The sequence below is a fragment of the Nonomuraea sp. NPDC050663 genome (assembly GCF_044456985.1).
GTDB lineage: Bacteria > Actinomycetota > Actinomycetes > Streptosporangiales > Streptosporangiaceae > Nonomuraea.
The window spans coordinates 1-26559 of sequence record NZ_JBITGL010000014.1; the positions used below are offsets into that span (position 1 = coordinate 1).

The following is a 26559-nucleotide window of genomic DNA, read 5'->3' on the forward strand; positions in this document are numbered from 1 at the left end:
CCGCGAGTTCGTCATGCCGTACACCCGGCGGATCTTCGAGGCGGTGACCGACGTGCCGCGCATCCACTTCGGCGTGGGCACCGGCGAGCTGCTCGGGCTGCTCGGCGAGGTCGGGGCCGACGTGGTGGGCGTCGACTGGCGGGTGCCGCTCGACGAGGCCGCCCGGCGGGTCGGCCCAGGCAAGGCGCTGCAGGGCAACCTCGACCCGGCCATCCTGCTGGCGCCCTGGGAGGCGGTCGAGCGCAAGGCCACCGAGATCCTGCGGCGCGGGAGCCAGGCCGAGGGCCACGTGTTCAACCTCGGCCACGGCGTGCTGCCCAGCACCGACCCCGACCAGCTCAAGCGGCTGACCGAGCTGGTTCACGCGTTCAGGTAGTCGAGGCCGAGCTTGACGATCAGGGCGGCCACCACGCACAGCAGGGTCGCCCTGATGAAGCCCGCGCCCTTGCGCAGGGCCGTACGAGTGCCCAGGCGCGCGCCCATCACGTTGCAGGCCGCCATGCACAGGCCCAGCATCCACATCGCCTGCCCGTGGAGGGCGAACACCAGCAGCGCCCCCAGGTTCGCGCCCAGGTTGACGACCTTGGCGGTGGCGGAGCCGTCGATGAAGTCCAGCCCCAGCAGCCCGGTCAGGGCCAGCAGGATCATCGCCCCGGTGCCCGGACCGACCAGGCCGTTGTAGAAGGGCAGCACTACCCCCGCGACCGTGAGCGCGGCGACGCTGCGTCCCCGTGCGGGGCGCGGCTCGCGCGCGCCGGTTCCCAGGCGGGGCCGCAGCACCACCACGGCGGCCACCATCACGAGCGCGCCGAGCACGAAGGGGCGGAAGACCTGCGCCGGGATCAGCCCCGCCGTGGCCGCCCCCAGCCCCGACAGCGCCATCGCGCACACCGCCGCGGGCACGGCCAGGCGCAGGTCGATCCGGGCGCCGCGGGCGAACCCGATGGCCGAGGCCGTGGTGCCGGAGATCGACGAGAGCTTGTCGGTGGCCAGGAGCGTCGCCGGTGGCGCGACGGGGAAGGCCAGCAACAGCGCCGGCAACTGGACCAAGCCACCACCGCCCACGACGGCGTCGACCCAGCCCGCCGCCAGCGCGACGGCGAGCAACAACAGCACGAGCTCTGGCTGCACACGATCCCCCGAGGTCCCCCGAACAACTCGGCCAACGAAGTATCGTGCGTCGCTATCTTTTCGCTTTTTCCGTGCTTTAGACGGGTTCCTTCTCACGCTCCGGCTCGGCCACCGGCGGCGGCGGAGGAGGAGAGGAGCGGCGGCGCAGCGCCCACGTGGTGACCAGCAGGACCGGCACGATGACCAGCATCCAGGGCAGCAGCGCGCCCAGCACCATCAGCGCCACCCGGACGAAGGACACCAGGGCGTCCCAGCCGCCCCTGAGCCCGTCGAGGAAGCCCGGCGGCTTCTCCTCCTCGGGAAGCGGCCCGGGCGAGACCGGGCCGATCAGGTCGAGCGTGATGGTGGCGTGGCCGGTCTGGCGGGCCAGCTCCTTCTGCTGGGCCTGCAGCGACTCCAGCTCCGCGGTGCGGCTGTAGATCTGCTGCTCGACCTCCATGACCTGGCCGACGGTCGTGGCCTGCTTGAGCAGGGCGCGCAGCGAGGCCAGCGACTCCTCGGCCGAGGCGACCCGGCTGTTGATGTCGGCCACCTGCTGCGTGACGTCCTCGGCGGTCTGGCTCGACGACAGCTGCTTGCCCAGGTCCTTGCCGAGCGCGGCCAGCACGCCCGGGTAGGCCGCGGGCGGCACCTTGAACTCCAGGGTGGAGCGCCCCTCCGACTCCTCCGCGGCGCTGGAGTCCTCCTTGGAGACGTAGCCGCCGGCGGCGGTGACGATCTGCTTGGCCTTGGCGCCGGCCTCGAAGACGTCCTTGGCCCGCACGGTGACGCGGGCGACGTAGATGATCTGCCGCTGCTCCTGGGTCACCTTGACCTGCTCGGTGGGAGCCTTCTGGCCCGCGGAGTCCTTCTGCGGCGCGGCCATGGTGGGGGCGGCGGCGGGAGCCCTGGCGCCGGACTCCGCGTTGCCGCCCGCCGACGACCCCATGCCGCCGCCGCAGGCGGTCAGCAACGCGAGGCACGCCCCTGTCAGTGCCACGCTCACTCGTAATCTCCTCATGCCTTTACAGACGGAATGTCGCGCTCGCGAGTCGTCACGGGGACGTCACGGTACGCGCACCACCGGATCACGCTGAAGGACCGGACCCGGCAGGCGGTAGCGTCGGGTGTTGTGGACGCGCATGTGGTGATCGTGGGTGGCGGCATCTCGGGTCTGGCGGCAGCCTGGTATCTGCGCCAGAGCGGGCCGGTGAGAGTCACCGTCCTGGAGGGCTCGCCGCGCATCGGCGGCAAGTTGTGGGCGAGCGAGGTGGCAGGGGTGCGCCTCGACGCCGGGGCCGAGGCGATGCTGGCCCGCCGCCCCGAGGGCAAGGAGCTGGCCAAGCTGGTGGGGCTCGGCGACGAGCTGGTCTCGCCCGGCACCACCAGGGCCGCCGTCTACAGCCGCGGCGAGCTGCGCCCGCTGCCCAAGGGGCAGGTCATGGGCGTGCCGTCCGACCTGACCGAGCTGGCGCGCTCCGGCATCATCTCGCCCGGCGGGCTGCTGCGCGTGCCGATGGACCAGATCCTGCCCGCCACCCTGGTGCGCACCGACGTGTCGGTGGCCGCCTACATCCGCGCCCGCATGGGCGACGAGGTGCTGGAGCGCATGGTGGAGCCGCTGCTCGGCGGCGTCTACGCGGGCCGGGCCGACATGCTGTCGCTAGACGCGACCATGCCGCGCGTCGCCACGCTGGCGCGTTCCGAACGCTCCCTGCTCAGCGCCGCCCGGCAGATCGCGGGCGAGGCGCCCAAGGACGCCGGGCCGGTCTTCACGACGCTGCGCGGCGGGCTGGGCAGCCTGCCCGAGGCGGTCGCCAAGGCCTCGGGGGCGGAGATCAGGACCGGCGTCACCGTGCGCGAGCTGCACCGCCTCGAACACGGCTGGAGGCTGGTGACCGGGCCGGTGCCGGCGCCCGAGACGATCGAGGCCGACGCGGTGATCATCGCCGTGCCCGCCGCGCCCGCCGCCAGGCTGCTCAGGCGCGAGGTGCCCAAGGCCGCGGCCGAGCTGGGCCGCATCGAGTACGCCAGCATGGCCATCGTCACGCTCGCCTACCCTGCCTCCGCCTTCCCCTCGCTCCCCGAGGGCAGCGGCTACCTGGTGCCCTCCGTCGAGGGACGGCCCATCAAGGCGGTCACCTTCAGCTCCATCAAGTGGCCGCACCTGTCGCAGGACCTGGTGCTGGTCAGGTGCTCGATCGGGCGGCTGGGCGAGGAGCACCTGCTCCAGCGCGACGACGGCGAGCTGATCTCCCTGGCCATGACCGAGCTGGCCGAGGTCAGCGGGGTGCGCGGGCTGCCGGTCGACACGCGCGTCACCCGGTGGGGCGGGGCGCTGCCGCAGTACAACGTCGGCCACCTCGACCGGGTGGCCAGGATCCGCGCCGCCGTGGCCGTCCAGCCGGGCCTGGAGGTCTGCGGGGCCGCCTACGACGGGCTCGGCGTCCCCGCCTGCATCGCCACCGCGCGTACGGCAGCGGCACGCGTGCTCAGTAGGGTTGAGGCATGACTGAACGGCTCAAGGCGCGCGACCTCAACCAGGTGATCCGCTACACGATGTGGTCGGTCTTCCGCACGACCGAGCCCTGCCCGGGCAACCGCGAGGGCATGGCCGACGAGGTCGAGCAGCTGCTGGAGCAGGCCTCGCGCAAGGACGTCGTGACCCGCGGCGTCTACGACGTGGCGGGGTTCCGCGCCGACGCCGACTACATGTTCTGGTGGCACGCCTCCACCCCCGAGGACCTGCAGGACGTCTACTCCCGCTTCCGCCGCACCAGCCTGGGCCGCCACAGCGCGCCCGTCTGGTCGGCGATGGCGCTGCACCGGCCGGCCGAGTTCAACAAGTCGCACATCCCGGCCTTCCTGGCCGAGGAGGAGCCGCGCGGCTACGTGTGCGTCTACCCGTTCGTGCGCTCCCTGGAGTGGTATCTGCTCGACGACGCCGACCGCCGGCGCATGCTCGCCGAGCACGGCCAGATGGCCCGCGACTACCCCGACGTGCGCGCCAACACCGTCTCCTGCTTCGCGCTCAACGACTTCGAGTGGATGCTCGCCTTCGAGGCCGACGAGCTGCACCGCATCGTCGACCTGATGCGCCACCTGCGCGGAGCCGAGGCGCGCAAGCACACCCGCATCGAGATCCCCTTCTACACCGGCGTGCGCAAGCCCGTGCAGGAACTCCTCGCCGGCCTGCCGTAAGACCGTTTCGGTGTATCGCGGGCGGAACGTGCCGCGCCTTGTCACAATCGGGGCGTGTCACGTTCCAGGCGGCGCCGCCGGACGGCGCGGGGGCTGTGGGTCGCCGTTCCCACGGCCGGGGCGGTTTTAGCGGGAATCGGCTATCTGGTGACGCACGACGAGGAGCCGCGGCGGCCGGTGGTCGCCGTCACGGTGCCCAGCCCGGCGGCCCTCGAAGGGCCCCAGGCCGCCGCGCATCCCACTCCCTCGGCCAAGCCCACCAAGGCCAAGAAGCCGAAGGCCTCCTCCGAGGAGAAGGCCGACGGGCCCTCCAAGCACACCGACCGCCGCGCGGCCGACTACTTCAAGCAGCGCTGGGACGACAAGCCGGTCAAGCGCATCAAGGACGTGCGCACCGTCGGCGGCTACCTGCGCATCTACACCGACCTGCCGGAGTCGGCCGACAACTCCGACTCGGCGCTGACCCTGTGCGAGCGCGGCCTGGAATACCTCCGCGACCAGGGCGTGGCCGACCCGGTGGTGTTCGTGCAGGCCGAGTTCGGCGAGAACGGCAACCCGGTGCTGGCCAACATCCTCGGCCCCGGCGACGACAACTGCCGGGTCACCCACCCCGAGCCGGGCTGAGCGCGGCCCGGCACCGCCCGGCCAGCTCGCGCGCCGCCGCGACCGGGGCCGTCCAGCCCGCCCCCGGGGCGGCGGTGAGCACCGGCTCCAGCACCCTCAGGGCGTTGCGGGCCTCGCCCCTGGCCAGGTGGGCGCGCGCCACCGAGACGTAGGCGTCGGTGCCCTGCAGCCAGGCGGCGCCGGGCGGGGCCTCGATGCCGCGCACCAGCGTGTCGGCCTGCTTCAGGAGGGCGGCCGAGCCGGTCACCTCCGCCAGCGGGGCCAGGCAGCGCAGCGTGTAGGCCAGGGTGCCGTGTGCCGAGCAGGCCTCCATGGCGCGCTCCAGCAGGGCCGTCGCCTCCGCGTCGCGACCCAGCTCGATGAGGGTCGTGGCGTGCATCGCCGGGGTCGCCGCCGTCCACCAGGCGTGCGAGTCACCGTCGAGCGACTGCCTGCCGTACCTCACGGCCTCGTCGTAGTCGCCGCGCAGCCGGGCGATCCAGCCCAGGTGCGCCAGGTACCAGCGGTCGTAGCCGGTGTAGCCGCTGCGCCGGTTGATGGCCAGGGCGTCGTGGATCCGCGCGGCGGCCTCGTCCCACGCGCCCACGGCCACCATCGGCAGCGCCGACTCGAAGACGCACCACTGCAGCAGCCACAGGTCGCCGAGCTCGCGCAGCAGCGGCTCCAGCTCGCCGATCAGGCGTGACAGCTCCGGCATCCTGCCCAGGTGGGCGTGGGCGGTCTTCAGGCCGTCGAGGGCGGCGGCGAGCGCGTGGTCGTCGTGGGCCTGGCGTGCCGCTGCCAGGGCCCGCCGGCCGTAGCCGAGGGCGTCGCCGAGCCGCAGCTGGTTGCTGCTGACCACGGCCAGCCAGCCGAGCAGGTGCGCCTCCGCGCCGCGGTCGCCCAGGAGCGTCGCCTGCCGCAGCCCGGCGCGCACGTGCTCCAGGCCCTCCGCGACGGGACGGCCGCACCCGGCCCAGGCCGCGCCGCCGAGCTGGCGCAGGGCGCTCATCTCCAGCCGCCGGTCGCCGGTCGCGCGGCCCAGCTCGACGGCCGCCTCGTGGTCGGCCAGGGCGGACTCGAAGCGGAAGGCCATCTCGTTGGCCCGGCCCCTGAGCAGGTGGGCCTGGCCGCGCAGCTCCGGGTCGGCCGCGCGCGTGGCGGCGCCCAGCGCCAGGTCGAGCAGGGAGTGCGCGTCGTCGACCGCGTGTCTGGCGATGGCGCGCTGCCCGGCCGCCAGCCAGCCGGACGCGGCGCGCTGCCAGTCGCCGGCGGCCGCGCTGTGGCGGGCCACCGCCTCGGGATTGCCGGCCAGCAGGTCGGCCGCGGCCCGGTGGTAGGCGGTCCTGGTGGGCACCGGGATGCTGCTGTAGAGGATCTCCTGGATGAGATCGTTGGCGAACTCGTACTCCCTGCCGGTGATCACGCTCAGCCTGGCCTCCAGCGCGCGCTCGCACCGGCGGGCCGCCTCCTGCACGCCGATGTCCAGCAGGCCCGCGACCGTCGCGGGGGCGAACGACGGGCCCAGCACCGACGCGGCGCGCAGCAGCTCCTCGGCCGGGGCGCCCGCCCTCCTGACCCTGGCCAGCACGCTCGTGCGCAGCGACTCCGGCACGCCCGACTCGCCCGCGGCCAGGGCCCTGAGGCTCTCCACGACGAACAGCGTGTGGCCGCGCGTGCGCTCGCCGATCTGGCCGGCCAGCCCGGCGTGGCCCGCCGCCGTGGCCAGCCGCTCGACGCTCCCGGCGTCCAGCGGGCCGACCTCGATCGGCTCGGCCGCCTCGCCCAGCAGGTCGCGTACGGCCTGGCCCTCCTCGGCGCGCGCCGTGGCCAGGGCCATCAGCCTGCCCGAGCCGAACCGGGCGGCCAGGTAGTGCAGCAGCTCGACGGTGGCCCTGCTGGCGTGCTGCAGGTCGTCGATGACGAGCAGCAGCGGCTGGCGGGCGCACAGGCGGCGCAGGAACAGCGTGATGGCCTCGTAGGCGCGGCGGCGCTCGATCTCGGCGCTGCCGCGCTCGCCGTCGCCGGCGTCGAGCAGGGCGGCCAGGTCGGGGACGAGCAGCGCCAGCGGGGCCGCCCTGCCGGAGGCCGCCTCGCGCAGTTCGTCGGGCGGCAGGCCGGCGGCGAGCTGGGTGAGCAGCTCGGCGAAGGGCTGCAGGAACAGGGAACGTTCCGCCTCGAAGCAGCGGGCGGAGACGCAGCGGGCACCGGAGGCGGCGACAGTCCTGGCGAAGCGCAGGGCCAGGCTGGTCTTGCCGATGCCCGCCTCGCCGGTGAGCAGGACCAGGCGGGCGTCGCCGCGCATGGCCTGCTGCCAGGCCCCGGCCAGCCGCGCCAGCTCGGCCTCCCGGCCGACGAACTCCGCCTCGTGCGGCCGCCGCGGGTCGGGCGCGGTTCCGGCCCGCCGGGTCCCCCCGCCCTCGGGAGCGCCGCCGGCGCCGTTCGATGCGAGGGAGCCGGCGTCGAGGACCCCGCGCAGGTCGTGGGGCGAGGGGGAACGTTCGGCGAGGATGGCGGCGTGCAGGTCGCGGGTGGCGGGCGACGGGTCGGCGCCCAGCTCCTCCGCCAGCGTCGACCGTAACCGCTCGTAGACCGCCAGCGCCCGCCCCGCCTCCCCGGCGCCGTCGTGGGCGCGCATCAGCAGGCGGCACGCGCTCTCGTCCAGCGGGTCGGCGCGCACCGCCTCACCGGCGGCCGACACCGCTGCCGCCGTGTTGCCCGCCCGCAGCGCCGCCTCGGCCGCCACGTGACGGGCCCGCCGCAACAACGCCTCGTGCGCCGCCCGCGCGGGCTCGGCCCACCACACGTCGGGCCGGTCCGCCAGCACGCCCGGCCCGTCGAGCAGCCCGGCGGCGGCGCGCGCCGCGGCCAGCGCCAGGGCCAGCTCGCGCCCCGTGAGCCGCTCCTCGGCCTCGGCGATCCTCCCGGCCGCCACGGCCAGGTCGACCTCGACCGAGGCGCCCAGCCGGTAGCCGCCGCTGCCGCCCTCGATGACGGCCGCGCCCAGGGCCGTTCGCAACCGGCTGACCAGCGTCGCCAGGTTGCGCGCCGGCCGGGGCGGCTGCGCGCCGCCCCACACCGCGTCGGCCAGCGCGTCGGCGGGCACCACCTGGCCGTGCCGTACGGCGAGCAGGGCCAGCAGCGTGCGAGCCTGCCGGCTGCCCACGGCTCCCGCCTGCAGGACCCGGTCGCCACGGCGTACGGCCAGCGGGCCCACCAGGCGAACCTCGATCCGGTCGTCCATGGGCACCAGTGTCATCCGCCCAGTTGCCGCCCGACTGCAACGTTCTTGCAACAACCCTGAGGAAGGTGGGCGCATCCACATCAAACGGAGGGGCGATCATGGCGATCGATCAGGACAGGCTCATGGAATTCCTCGGCAAGTTCGTCGGCGACCTGGGGGCGACGATGGCGGCGGGCAACGTCCTCGTGGGCGACCGGCTGGGTCTCTACCGCGCGCTGGCCGGCAAGCCGATGCGGCCGGAGACCCTCGCGGAGAACACCGGCACCCACCCGCGCTACGTCGAGGAGTGGCTGCGCGGCCAGGCCGCGGGCGGCTACGTCGAGCACGACCCCGCCGAGGGCACCTACTGGCTCAACGACGAGCAGGCCTTCGCGCTCACCGACCCCGACGGCGCCGTCTTCCTGCCGGGCGCCTTCCAGCTGGCGGTGGGGGCGCTGCGCAACGAGCAGCGCATCGCCGAGGCGTTCACGTCGGGGGCGGGCGTCGGCTGGCACGAGCACGACCCCGAGGTGTTCACCGGATGCGAGAGGTTCTTCCGCCCCGGCTACGCCGCCAACCTCGTCGACGCGTGGCTGCCCGCGCTCGACGGCGTCATGGCCAAGCTCCAGTCGGGCGCGCGCGTCGCCGACGTCGGCTGCGGCCACGGCGCCTCGACCGTGCTGATGGCGCGGGCCTTCCCCAACTCGACCTTCGCCGGCTCCGACTACCACGGGCCCTCCATCGAGGAGGCGACCGGCCGAGCCGCCGGCGCGGGCGTCGGCGACCGGGCGAGCTTCCGCCAGGCCTCCGCGCAGACCTTCGACGGCGGGCCGTACGACCTGGTCACCACCTTCGACTGCGTGCACGACATGGGCGACCCGCTCGGCGCCGCCCGGCACATCCGCGAGCAGCTGGCCCCCGACGGCACCTGGATGATCGTCGAGCCCGCCGCCGCCGACGACGCGGCCGCCAACCTCAACCCGATCGGGCGGGTCTACTACTCGTTCTCGACCTTCCTGTGCGTGCCGAACGCGCTCTCGCAGGCCGGCGGCTACGCCCTCGGCGCGCAGGCGGGCGAGGCGGCCATGCGGCGCATCGCGTCGGACGCCGGGTTCACGCGCTTCCGCAAGGTCGCCGAGAACCCGTTCAACATGGTGTACGAGGCCAGGCCCTGATCATGCGGGCGCGAGAGGCGGACAAGGAGGGCTTCGTCGAGCGCGGCGGAGTCAAGATCCACTACGAGGTGTACGGCAGCGGCGGTCCGGCCATCCTGCTGCTGCCCGCCTGGACCGTGGTCCACAAGCGGATCTGGAAGATGCAGGTGGCCTTCCTCTCCCGGCGTCACCGGGTCGTCGTCTACGACGGGCCGGGCAACGGCGGCTCCGACCGGCCTCTCGTGCCCTCCGCCTACGACCAGGCGGCGCAGGTCTCCTACGCCCTGGCGGTCATGGACGCCACCGGGCTCGACCGGGCCGTGCTCGTGGCCCTGTCGCGCGGGGCGAACTGGGCGCTCGAACTGGCCGCCGAGCATCCCGGCCGCGTGCTCGGCACGGTGCTCATCGCGCCTGCCGTACCCCTGGCCAAGCTCGGGCGGCCCGCCCTCGACGGGCCCGCGCCCGAGGTGGGGCCGTCGTCGGTGCGCAAGGGCGTGGCCGATCCCGCGTCGCACTGGGTGAAGTACAACCGCGACTACTGGACGGCCGCGCACGAGGACTTCCTCTGGTTCTTCATGGGACAGTGCCTGTCCGAGCCGCACTCCACCAAGGGCGTGGAGGACGGGGTCGCCTGGGGTCTGGAGACGACCGGGGCGGTGCTCGTCGCCGAGAGCCACGCCGTACGGGCCACGGCGGAGCAGGTGCGCTCCTGGTGCGCAGGGGCGGCCGGTCCGGTGCTGGTCGTGCACGGCGACGACGACCACGTCGTGCCGCCGGAGAACGGGCGTACGGTGGCGGAGCTGACCGGCGGACGGCTGGAGACGATCGCGGGAGGCGGGCACCTGCCGCAACTGCGGGATCCCGTGCGGGTCAACCTGCTCATCGGCGAGTTCGCCGCGCGCTGGTCCGGCGGCGCCGCGGAACCGGTGCGCCGGTGGGAACGCTGGACCCGGCGGGAGCGGCGGGTGCTCTACCTGTCGTCGCCCATCGGGCTCGGGCACGCCCGCCGCGACCTGGCGATCGCCCGCGAGCTGCGGGCGCAGCGCCCGGGGCTGCGCATCGACTGGCTGGCCCAGGACCCGGTCACCAGGGCGCTGGAGGCGGCGGGGGAGCGGGTGCACCCGGCGAGCCGGTGGCTGGCCGGCGAGTCGGCGCACATGGAGAGCGAGGCGGGCGAGCACGACCTGCACTGCTTCGAGGCGCTGCGGAGCATGGACGAGATCCTGCTGGCCAACTTCATGCTCTTCGACCAGGTCGTGCGGGACGAGGCGTACGACCTGGTGGTGGCCGACGAGGCGTGGGAGGTGGACCACTTCCTGCACGACAACCCCGAGCTGAAGCGGTTCGCCTTCGCGTGGCTGACCGACTTCGTCGGGGTGCTGCCGATGCCGGGCGGGGGCGAGCGGGAGGCTCTGGTCGCGGCCGACTACAACACGGAGATGATCAGGCGGGTGGAGAGGTTCCCCTGGCTGCGTGATCGGGCGCTCTTCGTGGGCGATCCCGAGGACGTCGTGGAGGCATCCTTCGGTCCCGGCCTGCCGGGGATCAGGGAGTGGACGGCCGAGCACTTCCGCTTCTCCGGGTATGTCACGGGCTTCGGCGAGCACCCGCAGGACCGCGACGCGTTGCGGGCGCGGCTCGGGTACGAGCCGGACGAGCGCGTGTGCGTCGTGAGCGTCGGCGGCTCCGGCGTCGGCGCCGACCTGCTCGCCAAGGTCGCCGCGGCCTATCCGGAGGCCGCCCGCCGCGTCCCCGGCCTGCGCATGGTCGTCGTCACCGGCCCCAGGATCGACCCGTCGCGCGTCCCCCGCCTGGCCGGCCTCGACGTGCGCGCCTACGTGCCCGAGCTGCACCTGCACCTGGCCGCCTGCGACCTGGCCGTCGTTCAGGGCGGCCTGAGCACCTGCATGGAGCTGACCGCGGCCGCGCGCCCCTTCGTCTACGTCCCCCTGCGCAACCACTTCGAGCAGCAGTTCCACGTCGCCCACCGGCTGCGCAGGCACCGCGCGGGACGGCGGCTCGACTACGCGCAGCTGGCGCCCGACCTGCTGGCCGAGATCGTCGCCACGGAGCTGGGACGCCAGGTGGACTACCGTCCGGTGCCGGGCGACGGCGCCGCCAGGGCCGCCGCCCTGCTCGCCGACCTGCTCTGACTCCGTTTCGGCGATCTAGTGCCGGGCAGTCGGAGGCGATGGCTGATCTGTCCCGCGTGGCCATCAGGAGTCCCAAGCAACGATGGCGGCTCCCGATCACCGAGTTCCTGCTGACCCCGCTGGCGATGGTGCTCGGGTTCGTCGGCCTGGCCGCCGTGGCCACCCTCGTCGACTTCTGGTCCACGGCCTGGCCGGAGCACGTGCGCGACTGGCTGGCCAGGCTCTTCCCGCACGAGAACCTGCTGCGCATGCTGGGCGTGATCGCGACCGGCCTGGTCACGGTGACCACGCTGACGCTCTCCGCGCTCCTGGTCGCGATCTCGCACACCTCCACGACGGTGGCGCCCGTCGTGTTCGACCAGTTCCTGCGCCGCAAGGCCAACCAGGCCTACTTCGGCTACGTGGCCGGGTGTGCGACCTACACCTACCTCGTCATGGCGGTCGCCCGGCCGACCTGGGCCGGGGTGGGGCCGCTGCTGGCCATCGTCCTGGCCGCGGGGGCGCTCGTCCTGCTGATCTTCATGGCCTATCTGATGATCGACCAGATGCGCCCCACGACGGTCGTGCGCTCCATCCAGGACCGGGCGGGTCAGGCGCGCGCCCGGCAGTATCCCCTGCTCGCCCGCTGCCGCCCCGTCCCCGAGGTGCGCGACGACAAACCCGACACGGTCACGACCGAGTCGTCCGGCTACGTGGTCGACATCGTCGCCGCGCGGCTGGAGGCGCTGATGGCCAGGGTGGGCGACGGGGTCGAGGTGGCCTTCCAGGTGCGCATCGGCGACCTGCTCGCCTACGGCGACGGCGTGGTGCGCATCCGCGGCGGCTCGCCCGAGCAGCGCAGGATCGCGGCGCGGGGCGTGCTTGACTGCGTGATCATCGACCGCACGCGCGACGCGGGCATCGATCCCGACTACGCCATCGACCAGCTCGGCAACATCGCCTGGGCGGCGACGTCGTCACGCCAGAACCCCGACGTGGCCCAGGCAGCCGTGGGCGCGCTGCGCGACCTGTCCGGCCGCTGGGCGGCCACCCCCCTGCCCGACCCCGAGGAGTACGGCGGGCGGCTTCCGGTCGTCTACGACGACGCGGTCCAGCGGAAGATCGTGGCGACGCTCGTGGACATCGTCGTCGTGAGCACCTCCTCGCGCCAGCACCACACCTGCGCGACCGCGCTGGCGAGCCTCGCGGAGATCCTGCCCCAGCTGCAGGAGCACGACAGGGAGGTGGCGGTGCGCAGCCTGGTGCGCGCCCTGCCCGCCGCCCTGACGCACGTGGCCAGCGTGGAGCTGAGCAGGGCGCTGGCCAAGTTGCGGGCGTCACTCGACGCCATCGGCCACGAGGACCTGGCCGACCAGGTGCGGGCGATGGGCCCGCTGCTGGTGGACAAGGGCGGCCTGGTCGACGAGCAGGACCTGATCGACCAGTTCGACGACACCGACCTGACCGGTCCCCGCCCGTTCAGGTTCCGCTAGCCCCGACTCCGAACGGCCACTGTCAGCGCACGCGCACGCGGGTCTTGCCGCACACCTCGCATTCCTGGACGACGACCTTGCCGATCTGCTCGATCGTCACCCAGCGGTGGCGCAGGTGCGGCATGACCTTCACGTGCGGGTCATACCCGTCTCTGGCGATCGTTACGTGACGTCGCCGTGTGATCACTCCGCAGTGGGCTCGAGGCGCAGCGAGACGGAGTTGATGCAGTACCTGTCGTCGGTGGGCGTGGAGTAGCCCTCGCCGTGGAAGACGTGGCCGAGGTGGGAGTCGCACCTGGCGCAGCGCACCTCGGTGCGGACCATGCCATGGCCGCGGTCCTCGATGAGCCTGACCGCCTCCGACTTCGACGGCTCGAAGAAGCTGGGCCAGCCGCAGTGCGAGTCGAACTTGGTCTCCGAGCGGAACAGCTCCGCGCCGCAGGCGCGGCAGGAGTAGACGCCCTCGGTCTTGGTGTCGACGTACTCGCCGGTGAAGGGCCGCTCCGTGCCCGCCTCGCGCAGTACGTGGAACTCTTCGGGTGTCAGCTGCACCCGCCATTCGGCGTCGGTCTTGACCACCTTGTCCATATGACCAGCCTACGGTGTCCGCAAAAAGAGATCTCCGCGGGACAAGCATCCATTCTGGGGTGATTCTGCGTCTTTATCGTCATGGGGGGTGTCATCGCCTTCCAGCAAAGGGGTACGGCCCGACCGCGGTTCACCTCTTCGGCACAGCCCACGCCCGTGCTGGAGCCGAGGGTGATCAGGAGGCCGGCCGGGCGACGCGCCAGCGTCCGGAATCGGCCGAGACAGCGGAACGGCCGGATGGGTCCGCCCGTCGAGCCCCGGTCCCGCCACTGTGCGGCTCCGGGCGGACCACCCCGACCCAGGGGTGAAGGGGTAGGTTCTTGCCATGGCCTCGCCGTACATTGAGCTCGAAGTCGGACAGCGCACTGTCAAGGTGACCAACCCTGACAAGGTGTACTTCCCGGAGATCGGGGTGACCAAGCGGGAGCTGGTCGAGTACTACGTCAGCGTGGGCGAGGGCGCCCTGCGTGCGATGAAGGACCGCCCGACCAACCTCAAGCGCCACCCCGACGGCATCCACACCGAGGCGATCTACCAAAAGCGCATGCCGCCCAAGCATCCCGACTGGCTGGAGACGGTCACCGTGCGCTTCCCGAGCGGCCGCACGGCCGACTCGCTGAAGGTCACCGAGGTCGCGGCCATCGCCTACTGCGCCAACCTCGGCACCGTCGACTTCCACCCGTGGCAGGTGCGCGCCGCCGACGTCGAACACCCCGACGAACTGCGCGTCGACCTCGACCCGCAGCCCGGCCTGAGCTTCGACACGGTCCGCGAGGCCGCCTTCCTGTGCCGCGACGTGCTCGGCGAGCTGGGCATCACCGGCTACCCCAAGACCTCGGGCAGCCGCGGCGTTCACGTCAACATCCGCATCGAGCCGCGCTGGGACTTCGTCCAGGTACGGCACGCGGGCATCGCCCTGGCCAGGGCCATCGCCGACCGCGCCCCCGACCTGGTCACCACGGCCTGGTGGAAGGAGGAGCGGGGCGACAGGGTCTTCATCGACTTCAACCAGAACGCCCGCGACCGCACGGTGGTCGCCGCCTACTCGGTGCGCGCCAAGCCCAACGGGCAGGTCTCCACGCCGGTGACGTGGGACGAACTGGCCGACGTCAACCCCGAGGACCTGACGATCCGCACCGTGCCCGCGCGCTTCGCCGAGCTGGGCGACGTGCACGCCTCGATCGACGAGCGGGCGTTCTCGATCGAGCCGCTGCTGGAGTGGTACGACAAGGACGAGCGCGGCGACATGCCCTACCCGCCCAACTATCCGAAGATGCCGGGCGAGCCGATGCGGGTCCAGCCGAGTCGAGCAAGGGACTCCACCAGCGAAAACGGGTGAAGCTCATCTGGTGATGTGGGAAACGTGGCGCGAGGTCGCCGGAAGATCGGCGACAGCGCGACCAACCCCGCCGTCCTGCACACCGCGCGGTGGCACGGCTGACCGTACGGCGACGCCGACCTTCGCCGGCGCCGCCTCCCTACGTGGTACGGCATTCACTCCCGTCCTATGCCGTACCGGTCACCTCATGACCAGTCGAAGCCGGGGCTGCCCCAGTCCCAGCTGCGGTGCTTCCACACCCAGTCGCGCATCTCTTCCTCCTCTCCATGTAGGGGGCTCCAGCTTGATCAGGGCCGCTGGACGGATGCTGAACTCGAAGGAGAAGGCGCGCGACTGACCGAATTTCACTTCGGTCACATTACTTGACGCTCGGTCCAATAGTCGCTTGGCTCACAACCATGCGACGATTAGCGGCCGCCGGAGCGGTGACGGCCTTCGTCATCGGCGGACTGAACCTGGCCCTGGGCGTCGGCATCGCCTCGGCCGAGACCGCCGAGCGGTCTCCGCTGGCGGCTGCCACCTGCCTGATCCCGCTGCTGCCGTGCGACGGCGCGTCCGGCGGCGGTGTGCACCCCGAGGATCCGTGGCAGCCGCCCGCGCAGGACCCGGGGGCGATCCCGCCCAACCCGTTCGAGAGCTGGTCCGACGCCCCGGCCCCGCAGGACTCCTGGTCGAGCGCCCCCGGGGAGACCGAGTCGGGCGAGCCCGAGCCGACGAACCCGTGGAAGCCCGTCGACGAGGGCAAGCGCAAGGTGCCCGACGGCGCTCCCCAGACGGGCGGCGGCGGCCTGGCGCCCGAGAGCCCCACCTGGCCGTTCGTGGTCGGCGCGAGCGGGCTGCTGGCCGGTGCGGGCCTGGCCGGATTCGCGGTGCGGCGGCGCCGGGGCGACGCCTAGGTGGCCCAGCCGCCCGGCCACAAGGCCATCCTCACCGGCGCGGTCATCGTCTCGGTGGGCGGGGCGGCGCTCATCGCCTCCGGAGTCGCCGGCCTGCTCGGATCGGGTGAGCATCCGGGGGAGAGCGTCCAGGCCACCGCGCCGCCCTCACCGGCGGCCCACCGGCCCGTCAAGACCTTCGACGTGCCCGAGGGCGTGGTCGCCAAGCCCATGAAGGCCGCCAGGCCCACCGGCGTCTACATCCCGTCCATCGGCGTGGCCGCGCCCCTGATGGAACTCGGCCTGGACGGCGCGGGCGCGATCGAGAACCCGCCGCTGCACGAGCCGAACGTCGCGGGCTGGTACCGCTACGGCCCGGTGCCCGGCCAGCGCGGGGCCGCGGTGATCACCGGGCACCTCGACACCAGATCGGGGCCCGCCGTCTTCGCCGCGCTGCGCGAGGTCAAGAAGGGCGACCAGGTCCAGGTGGTGCGCGCCGACCGGTCGGTGGCCGTGTTCGTGGTCGACCGGGTCGAGCACACGCCCAAGGACTCCTTCCCGACCAGGAAGGTGTACGGCGAGGTCGGTTACCCGGCTTTGCGCCTGGTGACGTGCGGCGGCGCCTTCGACAGGGCGGCGGGCAGCTACCGCGACAACACGATCGTCTACGCCCACCTGGCGCTGGCCCACCACCCCAAGTCCTAGGGGTCGCGCGGCAGGCCGAGCGCGCGTTCGGCGATGATGTTGAGCTGCACCTCGCCGGTGCCGCCCCCGATGGTGAACGCGCGGGTGGTGAGGATCATGCGCTGCCAGTGTGCCGATTCCGGCGCCACCGACCAGCAGAACTCCGAGATCTCCTGCGAGTGGCGCATCCCCAGGAACTTGCGCACGCTCGCGGCCGGTCCCGGATCGGCCCCGGCCAGTTGCGAGGTCATGATGCGCAGGTTCAGCGCCGAGATCGCCTGGCCCTGCGCCCACAACCGCCCCGCCCTGTCGAGGTCGGGCGAACGCAGGCCGTCGTGTCCGGCCAGGAGGCGCACCATGTCGGTGTGCTGCGAGCCGGGACCCCACGAGTCGCCCAGCGCGACCCGCTCGTGCGAGAGGGTGTCGCGGGCGACCCGCCAGCCCTGGTCCACCTCTCCGACGACCAGCTCGTCGGGGACGAAGACGTCGTCGAGGAAGACCTCGTTGAAGATCTCGTCGCCGTTGATCTCGCGCAGCGGCCTGACCGTGACGCCGGGGGAGGCCATCTCGACCAGGAAGTAGCTGATGCCCTCGTGCTTGGGGCGTTCGGGGCTGGTGCGGGCCAGGCAGATGCCCCAGTGGGCGTACTGCGCCAGCGAGGTCCACACCTTCTGGCCGGTGATGGACCAGCCGCCCTCGACCCTGACGGCCTTGGTGGTCAGTCCCGCCAGGTCGGAGCCCGCGCCTGGCTCGCTGAACAGCTGGCACCAGACGATCTCGCCGGTGAAGGTCCTGGGCAGGAACCGCTCCTGCTGCTCGCGCGTGCCGTACCTGACGATCGACGGTACGGCCCAGGCGGCGATGCCCAGGTTGGGGCGCTTGGGGAACTCCTGGTGGATGATCACCTGCTCCAGCGGGGAGGCGGCGCGGCCCCACGGGGCGGGCAGGTGCGGCATGATCCAGCCCTCGGAGGCGAAGCGGGCCAGGCGCTCCAGGGGTTCCAGGGCGGTCAGTTCGGCGGCGACCGCGCGCAGCTCCTCGCGCAGCGGCTCGGCCTCCTCGGGCAGGTCGGGCTCCATGGTGCGCCGGGTTCCCGAGATCGCCTCGGTGGCGACCGTCTCCGACCACTCGCCGGCGAGCATGCGGTTCGACAGGGCGCGGCGGTAGTAGCGGTGGGCGTCGTGCTCGAAGGTGAAGCCGATCCCGCCGAGGACCTGGATGGCGTCGGCGGCGCAGCGCACGGCCGCCTCGGGCGCCAGCACCGCCGCCACGCCCACGGCCAGCCGCACCCCGGGCTCCGGCGCCTCGGCCGCGGAAGATCGGGTGTCGAGCGCTCTGGCGGCGTCCCACACCGCCGCCCGTGCCTGCTCCAGCGCCACGAAGGCCCCGGCGACCCGGTGCTTGACCCCCTGGAACTGCCCGATCGGCCGCCCGAACTGCTCGCGCACCTTGGCGTACTCCGCGGCCGTGCGCACCGACCACGCGGCCAGGCCGCACGACTCGGCGCCCAGCAACACCACGGCCAGCTCGCGCACGGGCACCTCGCCCAGCACCCGCTCCCGCGGAACGGCCGACGGCTCGGCGGTGCACAGCTCGCGGTCGAGGTCGATGGAGTCGGCGCGCTCGGCCCGCACGTCGTCCCGGTCGAGCACGGCCCAGCCCTCGTCGACGGGCAGCAGGAAGAGGTCGGCCGCGGCGGAGCCCAGCACCCGCCCGCCGATCGAGACGGCCGCGGTCAGCGAGCCGTCGACCAGCCCGCGCAGCAGCTCGGCGTGCTCGGCTCCCAGCACCGCCGCCGCGAGCGCGGAGGGCAGGAGGGCGCCTGAGGCCCGCAGCTCGCCCAGCGCCTCCAGGCATACGCACAGCTCCAGTAGGCCGCCGCCCTGCCCGCCGTACTCCTCGGCGACGTGCACGCCCCGCAGCTCGGGACGGCCCGCCAGGCCGCGGACGGAGGCGGCCAGTGCGCGGTGTTCCTCGGTCAAGCCGATGCCCATGCGCACGAATCTAGAAGCTTATTCGGTCAGCTGTCCACGGTCTCCGTACTCCAGCTCCAGCGCGCGCGAGAAGTCGGCGATGGCCTCCTCGTGCCGGTCGAGCTCCTGGAGCAGCTCACCCCTGACCTGGTAGGCCCAGACGTAGGTCTTGTCGAGCTCGATCGCGCGGTCGAGGTCGGCCAGCCCCTCCTCGACGCGGCCCAGGTCGCTCAGCACCGCGCCGCGGCTGCCCAGCGTGCGCTCGTTGTCGGGCTCCAGCTCCAGCGCCCGGTCGAGGTCGGCCAGCGCCTCCTCGTGGCGGTCGAGCATGCGCAGCGACTCGCCGCGCTGGGCGTAGGAGCGCGCGTGCCCGGGGTCGATCATGAGGGCGCGCGAGTAGTCGTCGACGGCCTCGGGGTAGAGCTCCATGTTCTGCAGCAGGTCGGCGCGGTGGGCGTAGGCGTCGGCCGTGCCGTACAGGGTGATCAGCTCGGTGTGCGCGGCCAGGGCGTCCTCGAGGCGGCCCAGCGCGGCCAGCACCTGGGCGCGCTCGTGGATGATCCAGTCGACGCCCGCCTCCAGGGCGAGCGCGTGCTCGAAGTCGTCGAGTGCCGTCTCCAGCGCGCCCAGGGCGGCGTGCACCTGCCCGCGCGAGCCCAGGGCGTAGGCGTTGCCAGGCTCCAGGCGCAGCGACTCGTCGAAGTCGGCCAGCGCGGCGTCGAAGTCGCCGAGCAGGCGGTGGCTCTCGCCCCGCAGCCGCCAGGAGCGCGGGTCGTCGGGGTCGAGCTCGATCGCCTCGGTCAGGTCGGTGACCGCCGCCTCGTAGCGCTCCAGGGCGAAGTAGGAGTCGGCGCGGCTGCGCAGCACGGAGGCCCGGGCCTGCTCCACGGAGAGCTCTGCCATGGCACGGACTATATCTGGATGATCGCTGCCTTCTGCCTGGTGTACTCCAGCACCGCGTCGTGGCCGTAGCCGCTGTCCTTCACGCCGCCGAACGGCAGGCCCGGCGGCATCTGGCGGAAGGTGTTCACCCACACCGTGCCGCTGTCGAGATCGCGGATGAGCCGGTGGGCCCGGCCCAGGTCACGCGTCCAGACCCCGGCGGCCAGGCCGTAGGCGGAGTCGTTGGCGATGCGCACCGCCTGCGCCTCGTCGTCGAAGGGGATGGCCACCGCGACCGGGCCGAAGATCTCCTCCTGGCAGACGCGCAGGCCGTTGTCGGTCGTCGTGTAGAGCGCGGGCTCGACCCAGTAGCCGCCGCCCGGCACCACCTCGGAGCCGTGCCGCCCGCCGAACACCCTCTCAGCGCCCTCCTTCTCGGCCAGCTCCAGGTAGGAGACGACCCGCTCGTACTGCGCCTGGGAGACGATCGGTCCCATGTCGGTGGCCAGGTCCAGGGGGTCGCCGAGGGTGATGGCCGCGGCCTTCTGCGCGATCCTGGCCAGGAAGTCGTCCCAGATCGGGCGGTGGACGAGGATGCGGGAGCCCGCCACGCAGACCTGTCCGGCGTTGCCGGTGTAGACCGAGTTGACGGTGACGCCGTCGGCCGCCTTGTCCAGGTCGGCGTCGTCGAAGACGATGTTGGGCGACTTGCCGCCCAGCTCGAAGGTCATCGGCTTGACGCCGGCGTTCTGGGTGATGCGCAGCGCCGTCTCCGTCGAGCCGGTCAGGCTGATCTTGTTGACGCCGCGGTGCCGCACGAGGGCCTCGCCGACCTCCTCGCCCAGGCCGCTGACGATGTTCAGCACGCCGGGCGGGAAGACCTCGGCCAGCAGCTCGCCGAGCCGCAGCGTCGACACGCTCGCCTGCTCGGCCGGTTTGACGATCACGGTGTTGCCCGCCGCCAGCGCGAACGCGGCCTTGGCGGAGAAGGTGGAGACGGGGGAGTTCCACGGGATGACGCACAGGGCCACGCCGTACGGCTCGCGCCTGGTCAGGCCGAGCGCGTCGGGTCCCATCAGCACGGTGTCGCCCTTGACCGCGTCGAGCACCTGGCCGGCGGCCAGTTCCCAGAGGAAGGCCATGCCGGGCAGGTCCTTCTTGAGCGTGTCGCGCAGGATGCGGCCGTTGTCGGTGGTCTCCAGCCTGGCCAGCTCCTCGGCGTGGTCGGCGAAGACGCGGGCGACCTTGCGCAGGAAGTGCGCCCGGCCCAGTGCGGGCATGGCCGACCAGCGGGGGAAGGCGGCGCGGGCGGCGGTGACGGCCTGCTCGGCGTCTTGTGGGCCGCTGCGGGGGATGCGGGCCCAGACCTCGCCGGTGGCCGGGTTGACCGAGTCGAGAGTCCTGCCGTCGGCGGCGGCCTGGACCTTGCCGCCGATGAGGTTGCGGTAGTCGATCACCTGCCCAAGCATACGCTTGCTTGATTCGGATGGTAATAAGGTGGCAGGCATGCTTCTGGCTCCCGGTGTGCACGTGGCCGTCACCGACCGGCACGGCGGCGCGAGCGCCCCGCCGTACGGCTCGCGCAACCTCGGCGGGCTGGTCGGCGACTCGCCCGACGCCGTCGCCGCCAACCGCTCGGCCCTGGCGGGCGAGCTGGGGGTCGACGCGATCGTCTTCATGCACCAGGTTCACTCCGCCGACGTCGCCTATGTCACCGCGCCCTTCGGCGCCGGCGCGCCGCCGCTCGACGGGGTCTTCACCGACGTTCGCGGGCTGGCGCTGGCCTCCCTGGGAGCCGACTGCCCCGCCGTCCTGCTCGCCGATCCAGAGGCCCGCATGGTCGGCGCCGCCCACTCGGGACGGCCGGGCACCGAGGCGGGCATCGCCACCGCGCTGGTCGAGGCGATGCGGGCGAAGGGAGCCCGCGAGCTCGTGGCGTTCGTCGGCCCGGGAGCCTGCGGGCGCTGCTACGAGGTGCCGGAGGAGCTGCGCGAGCGGGTCGCCGCCGCGGTCCCCGCCGCCCGTTCCGAGACGTCGTGGGGCACCCCCGCCCTCGACCTGCGGGCGGGCATCGAGGCCCAGCTACGCTCGGCGGGCGTGTCGGACGTACGGCACGACGCGCGCTGCACCATCGAGGCGGAGGAGCTCTACTCCCACCGCAGGGAGCGCGTCGCCGGGCGCTTCGCCGGGCTCATTTGGCTGGCCTAGGCCCGCCGCCGCCCGGATTGTTGAAGACGCCGTTGACGATGGCGATGGCGCCCCAGATGATCACCAGCGCGAAGAGGCTGTAGCTGACGGCGATCGTCACGATCGACAGGATCGTGCCCAGCGACATCGAGACGATGGCCAGCGCCAGGCGCATGCCCTCGGAACGGCGGTCGGTGTGGCTGGGCCGCACCGAGGCCAGGCGTTCGTCGACCCGCCTGTCCACCTCCTTGCCCATCTTGTCGAGGAACGATTCGACGATGGCGTCCTCGAAGTCGGGGCCGAGGTCACGACGGGCGGAGACGGCGGCCCGGAGCTCGTCTCCGGGCGAGGGGGTCGTCATGTCGCGATATTACGCCACGGTCGGGCTCATCGCGCGAGGATGTCGTCCAGGTTGTAACTGATCGGGCGTTCCAGTTGCTCGTAGGTGCACGACTCGGGCGTGCGGTCGGGCCGCCACCGGCGGAACTGCGCGGTGTGGCGGAACCGGTCGCCCTCCATCTGGTCGTAGGCGACCTCGATCACCAGCTCGGGGCGGAGCGGGATGAACGACAGGTCCTTCTTGGCGTTCCACCGCGACACCGCCCCCGGCATGCGCTGCCCGCCCGTCGCGGGCGTGGCGGCGGGCTGGCCCATGTTGCGGATCGCCTGGTCGGCCCACTCGCCCCACGGGTGCTCGCCGAGCTTGGCGAGGTACGGCTTGAGCTCGTCGACCAGCTCGGCCCGCCGCGCCATCGGGAAGGATGCGGCCACGCCCACGTGGTGCAGCTTGCCGTCGTCGCTGTAGAGGCCCAGCAGGAGCGAGCCGACGATCGGTCCCGTCTTGTGCTCGCGGTAGCCGCAGACGACGACGTCGGCGGTGCGGTCGTGCTTGACCTTGAACATCGTGCGCTTGTCGGGCACGTAGGGCTGGTCGCCCGGCTTGACGATGATGCCGTCGAGGCCGGCGCCCTCGAACATCTCGAACCACTCCTCGGCGCGCTCGTGGTTCTGGGTGACCGGGGTCAGCCTGATCGAGCCGCCCCGCTCCGGGAAGATCCCCTCGAGCTTGGCGCGGCGCTCGCTGAACGGCGCCTCCATCAGGTTCTCCTCGCCCAGCGCCAGCAGGTCGAAGGCGATGAACGAGGCGGGATACTCCTCCGACAACATCTTCACCCTGCTGGCCGCCGGGTGGATGCGCTGCTGGAGCATCACGAAGTCGAGCTCCTGCGCCTTGCGCAGCACGATCTCGCCGTCGACCACGCACTTGTCGGGCAGCTCGCGCCTGACCGCCTCGACGAGCTCGGGGAAGTAGCGGGTGAAGGGCCGCTCGTTGCGGCTGCCCAGGAAGACCTCGTCGCCGTCGCGGAAGACGATGCAGCGGAAGCCGTCCCACTTCGGCTCGTAGAAGTAGAGGCCGTCGTCCTGCCGGGGCATGGCCTTGATCGGCTTGGCCAGCATCGGCGCCACCGGCGGCAGCACCGGCAGGTCGAGCTGGATCTCCTCAGGTGGTTGCGTCATGGGTGTCCTCCCGTAGATAGCGGCAGAAGAGGACACCGTCCTCCTCCAGCACCTGGCCCAGCCGGAGCGGGACGTGCGAAGCCTCGCCGTTCAGGATGCGGGCCGCGCCGCCGCCGATCAACAGGGGGCTCGTCGTCAGGCACAACTCGTCGACGAGACCGGCCGCGGCCAGCTGCGCGTTGATCCGCGGGCCGCCCTCACACAGGATCTTGCCCAGCCCCCGCTCGCGCAACTGGCTCAGGGCGGAGGCGAAGTCGACCCTGTCGTCGCCCGCGACGATCACGTCGGCCAGCCTGGCCGCCTCGTCTCTGCGGTCGCTCGGGGCGGACTCGCAGGTGATCACGATCGTCCGCGTCCTGGCCTCGGTGAACAGCGGGCTGCCCAGGTCGAGGTCGAGGCGGCGGGTGACCACGGCGACCGGGGGAGGCACCTGCCTGTCCGGCTTCGCCTTCGCCGGGCCGTACCCCTCGGTGCGCACGGTCGCGGCGCCCGCCATGACGACGTCGGCCAGGCGGCGCAGGACCCCGAAGATCACCCGGTCGCCCTTGCTGGACAACCCGCCCGAGAGGCCCTTCACCCAGGCGCCCCCGTCGGCGCTGGCCACCATGTTCAGGCGCAGCCACCGGTCGGACGGATACGCGTAGGCGAGCGAGATGTCCGGATCGTCCTCGATGTCGGGATGGATGCGACGCACCCCTCTACCTTGGCACACGGGGATTGCGGACCCCGGGGCGAGGACCTTTTTGGCGGTCGGATAGCACTTTCGCGTAACTCGTGACGTACGTGCGCTGATGTGTTTACGTGGCGGCAGGCGATCGGGGACTCCAGGGAGGCTAGGGTGCGTCTGGTCACGGTTGTGACGTGGTTGATCACCGCCCTCGTCGGCGCATACCTGCTCTACCTCTGGCTGTCAGGGGGCGGGCTGCGGCAGCAGAAGACCAAGGTGACCAGATTCCCCACCGCGCTGATCTTCAGCCACCCCACCTTCGCGGTCAGCGCCCTGGCGTGCTGGACCATCTTCCTGCTGACCGGCGACGGCGGGGTGGCCTGGCTCGCCTTCGCCGTGCTCACCGTCGCGGCGCTGCTCGGGTTCACGATGTTCACGCGCTGGCTCGGCGGCGGGCGGCACGCGCGAGGCGCCGAGCAACGGTTCCCCCTGCTGGCCGTCGCCGTCCACGGCCTGGCCGGACTGACCACCTTCGTGCTGGTGCTGCTGACGGCCGCCCGGCTGTGACCGATCAGCGGACCGTGACCGGGGTGCCCAGCTCCAGCCAGCCGCTGCTCCACAACCAGTCCATCGCCGCGATGCTCACCCTCACGCACCCGTGCGAGGCGGGCTGCGGCGGCACGGAACGGTAGCCGTGCACGGCCACGCCGCCCACGAAGTAGCGCGGCCGGTAGAGCGGGCCGTACGGCCCCGAGTCCCAGGCGTCGACAGCGCGGTAGACGGAGAAGTCGCCCGCGGGCGTCGCCGTCGCCTCGATGCCCGTCGAGGCGTTGACGACGTGCTCGACGCGGCCGTCCCGGACCAGCAGCAGGAGCTGCGTGGCCAGGTGGACCTCGGCGAAGCGGCCGGAGAACGTCGTCGCCGCCGGCCGGACACCCTGGTCGAGGGCCAGAGCGGTGCGCAGGCCGAACTCGCCGTCGCGCGGCAGGCCCGCCGCCTTCTGCAGGGCGAACACGGCCTGCGTCGTGCTCGTGCCGTACCTGCCGTCGGGCGTGCCGAGCCAGTAGCCCAGCGCCGATAGCCGCTCCTGGAGGGCGACGACCCCGGCGCCCTCGTCACCCGGACGGAGGCTGCCGAGCCGGGCGGAATCGGCCGCCACCGGGCGGCAGGACGTCAACGCCAGGACCAGTGCCACGAGTAAGCGCCCCACACAGGGGGGTCTGCCCGATCACCGCGAGCCCTACCGGAAGAATGCCGTTATGGATGACATGCGCCTACCGCCGGAGCTGGCGGTGCTCTTTCTCGACGGCGGCGCCGATCGCACGCTCGCGACGCCGCTGCCCGAGGGGATGAGCACCCGCGGGCTGCAGCTCTGGGTGAGCGCGAGTCTGACGACGGGCCAGCAGTGGTCGGCCTTCCGCGCCGAGCATCCGCGCTCGGGCCTGTGGCCGTTGCTCCTGCTCGACGACGGCTGGGAGCCCGGCCAGGACGCCCCCTGGTCGCTGGGCGAGGTGGGGCTGCACGACGCCGGCGCCTTCATGGCCGCGATGTGGGCCGAGTGGGTGGCCGAGGACGACGACCCCGACTACGACCTGGAGGACCTGGAGCCGTTCGGCCGCGAATGCCCCGGGCTGGCGCCCAGGGGAGACTCGGCCGCCGACCCCGGCCGCGTCGCCGACTGGTACGCGGGCGAGCTCGACGACCGTCGCTCCTACCTGGGACTGGTCGCCGCACGGCGCGGCGCGGAGGCGCTGTGCGCGATGGGATGGAACGGGGCGATCAACTACCACGAGACGCCCGCGCTGGTGTCGATGCTGCTGAGCTGGGAGGAGCGGTTCGGCGCCCGGGTGGTGGCGGCCGGCCCCGACACGCTGCACCTCAGCGTGTCGGCGCCGCCCGAGACGCTGGACCACGCCCTGCACGTGGCGGCCGAGCACTTCGTCGTCTGCATGGACAACATCCAGCAGCGCACGACCCCCACGCTCAAGGACTACGCCGCCGACCTGGTCGGCTCCAACTCCTGGGCGTTCTGGTGGGACTGACCGGCCCAGGGCCGGTGCTTGAGTACCCAGTCTTTGTACCGGGTCACACCTGCTTGAGGAAGCCCGCGTCCACGGCGAAGTCGGCCCCCGTGGTCGCCGCCGAGCGGGGCGAGACCAGCAGCGCGATCACGTCGGCGATCTCCTGCGGCTCGACCAGCCGTCCCGTCGACAACTTCATCATCTCGGGCGCGACCTGCTCGATCACGGCATCGCGGTCATTGCCCGTCGCGGCGGCGAGGATGTCGGCCGCTCCGCCCTCCTCCGTCCACCACGCGGTGCGCACCGGCCCAGGCGAGACGGTGTTGAAGCGCACACCCTGCGGCGCGAACTCCTCCGACAGCGCCTTGGTGAGGTTGTTCAGCGCGGCCTTGGCGGCGTTGTAGTCGACGTTCATCGGGGCGGGCAGCCGGGCGCTGCCCGACGACACGTTGACGACCGAGCCGCCGCCGCTCTCCATCATGGCAGGCAACGCGGCACGGATCATCCTGACCACCGCGAACAGGTTGAACTCGAACATCGTGCGCCAGTCGTCGTCGGTCGGCGCCGTGAACGAGAAACGCGGCAGCGAGACGCCGGGCGGCGGACCGCCGGCGTTGTTGACCAGCACGTCGAGCCGGCCGAACCGCTCGACGGCCACGTCCACCAGGTGCTGCGGCGCCAGCGGGTCCATGAGGTCGACAGGGACGTGCACGATATCGCCGGACAACTCGGGAACGTTCTTACGTGAGGCCGCGATCACGCGGGCGCCCTCGGCGGCGAGGGTCCGGGCTACGGCCAGGCCGATGCCCTTCGAAGCGCCGGTGACGATCGCGACACGGCCGGAAAGGTGAAGATCCATGGCCACCACGTTACGAGCGGCGGCGGCCCAAGACCGGCGGCGATCGGACC

The 26559-nt window shown here is 72.6% G+C and carries 25 protein-coding genes; 13 read left to right on the forward strand and 12 right to left on the reverse strand.

Features of this window, described 5'->3' with window-relative positions; all coding sequences use genetic code 11:
• On the forward strand, positions 1 to 376 hold a 376-nt coding region (locus tag ACIBH1_RS34230), incomplete at its 5' end, for a uroporphyrinogen decarboxylase family protein (RefSeq protein WP_397318138.1).
• Here the strand turns inward: ACIBH1_RS34230 and ACIBH1_RS34235 are convergent.
• Together ACIBH1_RS34235 and ACIBH1_RS34240 are read right to left on the reverse strand one after the other, a co-directional pair.
• Positions 361 to 1131, reverse strand: coding sequence for a sulfite exporter TauE/SafE family protein (locus ACIBH1_RS34235; protein ID WP_397318139.1), 771 nt, complete (start codon positions 1129 to 1131; stop codon positions 361 to 363). The genes ACIBH1_RS34230 and ACIBH1_RS34235 overlap by 16 nt on opposite strands.
• Before the next feature lie 76 nt (positions 1132 to 1207).
• Positions 1208 to 2116 (reverse strand): DUF4349 domain-containing protein, encoded by a 909-nt coding sequence (locus ACIBH1_RS34240; protein WP_397318140.1) that lies wholly within the window; start codon positions 2114 to 2116, stop codon positions 1208 to 1210.
• A 126-nt stretch (positions 2117 to 2242) separates the two neighbouring features.
• On the opposite strand from ACIBH1_RS34240, the gene hemG reads away from it, so the two are divergent.
• The 3 genes from hemG (at position 2243) to ACIBH1_RS34255 (ending at position 4935) form a co-directional block, all read left to right on the forward strand.
• Positions 2243 to 3622, forward strand: coding sequence for a protoporphyrinogen oxidase (gene hemG, locus ACIBH1_RS34245; protein WP_397318141.1), 1380 nt, complete (start codon positions 2243 to 2245; stop codon positions 3620 to 3622).
• Complete coding sequence (gene hemQ / locus ACIBH1_RS34250; protein WP_397318142.1) at positions 3619 to 4311, forward strand: hydrogen peroxide-dependent heme synthase; 693 nt, start codon at positions 3619 to 3621, stop codon at positions 4309 to 4311. The genes hemG and hemQ overlap by 4 nt, the downstream gene beginning before the upstream one ends.
• 147 nt (positions 4312 to 4458) lie before the next feature.
• Entirely contained in the window at positions 4459 to 4935 is a 477-nt protein-coding gene (locus tag ACIBH1_RS34255; RefSeq protein WP_397318143.1) for a hypothetical protein, read from the forward strand.
• On the opposite strand, the gene ACIBH1_RS34260 is transcribed toward ACIBH1_RS34255, so the two are convergent.
• On the reverse strand, positions 4913 to 8158 hold the full coding sequence (locus tag ACIBH1_RS34260; RefSeq protein ID WP_397318144.1) for an ATP-binding protein: 3246 nt from the start codon (positions 8156 to 8158) through the stop codon (positions 4913 to 4915). The genes ACIBH1_RS34255 and ACIBH1_RS34260 overlap by 23 nt on opposite strands.
• Positions 8159 to 8256: 98 nt before the next feature.
• Here ACIBH1_RS34260 and ACIBH1_RS34265 point away from each other — a divergent pair, with 98 nt between their 5' ends.
• Genes ACIBH1_RS34265 through ACIBH1_RS34275 form a run of 3 tightly spaced genes read left to right on the forward strand, consistent with a single transcriptional unit; the run spans position 8257 to position 12916 of the window.
• Positions 8257 to 9312: a class I SAM-dependent methyltransferase gene (locus ACIBH1_RS34265; RefSeq protein WP_397318145.1), complete on the forward strand. Its 1056-nt coding sequence runs from the start codon at positions 8257 to 8259 to the stop codon at positions 9310 to 9312.
• A gap of 2 nt (positions 9313 to 9314) precedes the next feature.
• Positions 9315 to 11444, forward strand: a complete 2130-nt coding sequence (locus ACIBH1_RS34270; RefSeq protein ID WP_397318146.1) for an alpha/beta fold hydrolase — start codon at positions 9315 to 9317, stop codon at positions 11442 to 11444.
• Positions 11445 to 11482: 38 nt separating this feature from the next.
• A complete protein-coding gene (locus ACIBH1_RS34275) occupies positions 11483 to 12916 on the forward strand; it encodes a DUF2254 family protein (RefSeq protein WP_397318147.1) in 1434 nt (477 codons plus the stop codon).
• A gap of 183 nt (positions 12917 to 13099) precedes the next feature.
• On the opposite strand, the gene msrB is transcribed toward ACIBH1_RS34275, so the two are convergent.
• Positions 13100 to 13504 (reverse strand): peptide-methionine (R)-S-oxide reductase MsrB, encoded by a 405-nt coding sequence (msrB, locus tag ACIBH1_RS34280; RefSeq protein WP_181613274.1) that lies wholly within the window; start codon positions 13502 to 13504, stop codon positions 13100 to 13102.
• A 325-nt stretch (positions 13505 to 13829) separates the two neighbouring features.
• Here msrB and ligD point away from each other — a divergent pair, with 325 nt between their 5' ends.
• From ligD to ACIBH1_RS34295, 3 genes are all read left to right on the forward strand, one after another.
• Complete coding sequence (gene ligD / locus ACIBH1_RS34285) at positions 13830 to 14843, forward strand: non-homologous end-joining DNA ligase (protein ID WP_397318148.1); 1014 nt, start codon at positions 13830 to 13832, stop codon at positions 14841 to 14843.
• Between the two features lie 398 nt (positions 14844 to 15241).
• Complete coding sequence (locus tag ACIBH1_RS34290; protein WP_397318150.1) at positions 15242 to 15739, forward strand: hypothetical protein; 498 nt, start codon at positions 15242 to 15244, stop codon at positions 15737 to 15739.
• On the forward strand, positions 15740 to 16423 hold the full coding sequence (locus ACIBH1_RS34295; RefSeq protein ID WP_397318151.1) for a class F sortase: 684 nt from the start codon (positions 15740 to 15742) through the stop codon (positions 16421 to 16423).
• Here ACIBH1_RS34295 and ACIBH1_RS34300 read toward each other — a convergent pair.
• From ACIBH1_RS34300 to ACIBH1_RS34310, 3 genes are read right to left on the reverse strand one after another with little or no spacing between them, the layout of a single operon-like run.
• Positions 16420 to 18396: an acyl-CoA dehydrogenase family protein gene (locus ACIBH1_RS34300; protein WP_397318152.1), complete on the reverse strand. Its 1977-nt coding sequence runs from the start codon at positions 18394 to 18396 to the stop codon at positions 16420 to 16422. The two genes, ACIBH1_RS34295 and ACIBH1_RS34300, sit on opposite strands and share 4 nt — an antisense overlap.
• 18 nt (positions 18397 to 18414) lie before the next feature.
• Positions 18415 to 19278 (reverse strand): tetratricopeptide repeat protein, encoded by an 864-nt coding sequence (locus ACIBH1_RS34305; RefSeq protein WP_397318153.1) that lies wholly within the window; start codon positions 19276 to 19278, stop codon positions 18415 to 18417.
• An 8-nt stretch (positions 19279 to 19286) separates the two neighbouring features.
• A complete protein-coding gene (locus tag ACIBH1_RS34310) occupies positions 19287 to 20714 on the reverse strand; it encodes an aldehyde dehydrogenase family protein (RefSeq protein WP_397318154.1) in 1428 nt (475 codons plus the stop codon).
• Between the two features lie 49 nt (positions 20715 to 20763).
• Between ACIBH1_RS34310 and pgeF the strand changes: the two genes are divergently transcribed.
• Entirely contained in the window at positions 20764 to 21465 is a 702-nt protein-coding gene (gene pgeF / locus ACIBH1_RS34315) for a peptidoglycan editing factor PgeF (protein ID WP_397318155.1), read from the forward strand.
• Here pgeF and ACIBH1_RS34320 read toward each other — a convergent pair.
• The 3 genes from ACIBH1_RS34320 to ACIBH1_RS34330 are packed head-to-tail and all read right to left on the reverse strand — an operon-like array spanning position 21449 to position 23656.
• The gene (locus ACIBH1_RS34320) at positions 21449 to 21805 is read right to left on the reverse strand and encodes a hypothetical protein (RefSeq protein WP_397318156.1); all 357 of its coding nucleotides are present in this window, start codon (positions 21803 to 21805) and stop codon (positions 21449 to 21451) included. The two genes, pgeF and ACIBH1_RS34320, sit on opposite strands and share 17 nt — an antisense overlap.
• A gap of 26 nt (positions 21806 to 21831) precedes the next feature.
• The gene (locus ACIBH1_RS34325) at positions 21832 to 22962 is read right to left on the reverse strand and encodes an ATP-dependent DNA ligase (RefSeq protein WP_397318157.1); all 1131 of its coding nucleotides are present in this window, start codon (positions 22960 to 22962) and stop codon (positions 21832 to 21834) included.
• On the reverse strand, positions 22946 to 23656 hold the full coding sequence (locus ACIBH1_RS34330; RefSeq protein ID WP_397318158.1) for a pyrimidine reductase family protein: 711 nt from the start codon (positions 23654 to 23656) through the stop codon (positions 22946 to 22948). The genes ACIBH1_RS34325 and ACIBH1_RS34330 overlap by 17 nt, the downstream gene beginning before the upstream one ends.
• A gap of 144 nt (positions 23657 to 23800) precedes the next feature.
• On the opposite strand from ACIBH1_RS34330, the gene ACIBH1_RS34335 reads away from it, so the two are divergent.
• On the forward strand, positions 23801 to 24196 hold the full coding sequence (locus ACIBH1_RS34335; protein WP_181613285.1) for a hypothetical protein: 396 nt from the start codon (positions 23801 to 23803) through the stop codon (positions 24194 to 24196).
• 4 nt (positions 24197 to 24200) lie between these two features.
• On the opposite strand, the gene ACIBH1_RS34340 is transcribed toward ACIBH1_RS34335, so the two are convergent.
• Positions 24201 to 24824, reverse strand: a complete 624-nt coding sequence (locus tag ACIBH1_RS34340) for a L,D-transpeptidase family protein (RefSeq protein WP_397318159.1) — start codon at positions 24822 to 24824, stop codon at positions 24201 to 24203.
• Between the two features lie 64 nt (positions 24825 to 24888).
• On the opposite strand from ACIBH1_RS34340, the gene ACIBH1_RS34345 reads away from it, so the two are divergent.
• The gene (locus tag ACIBH1_RS34345; RefSeq protein ID WP_397318160.1) at positions 24889 to 25671 is read left to right on the forward strand and encodes a DUF4253 domain-containing protein; all 783 of its coding nucleotides are present in this window, start codon (positions 24889 to 24891) and stop codon (positions 25669 to 25671) included.
• Between the two features lie 43 nt (positions 25672 to 25714).
• Here the strand turns inward: ACIBH1_RS34345 and ACIBH1_RS34350 are convergent, their stop codons facing one another.
• Complete coding sequence (locus ACIBH1_RS34350; RefSeq protein ID WP_397318162.1) at positions 25715 to 26509, reverse strand: SDR family NAD(P)-dependent oxidoreductase; 795 nt, start codon at positions 26507 to 26509, stop codon at positions 25715 to 25717.
• Between the last annotated feature and the right edge of the window lie 50 nt (positions 26510 to 26559).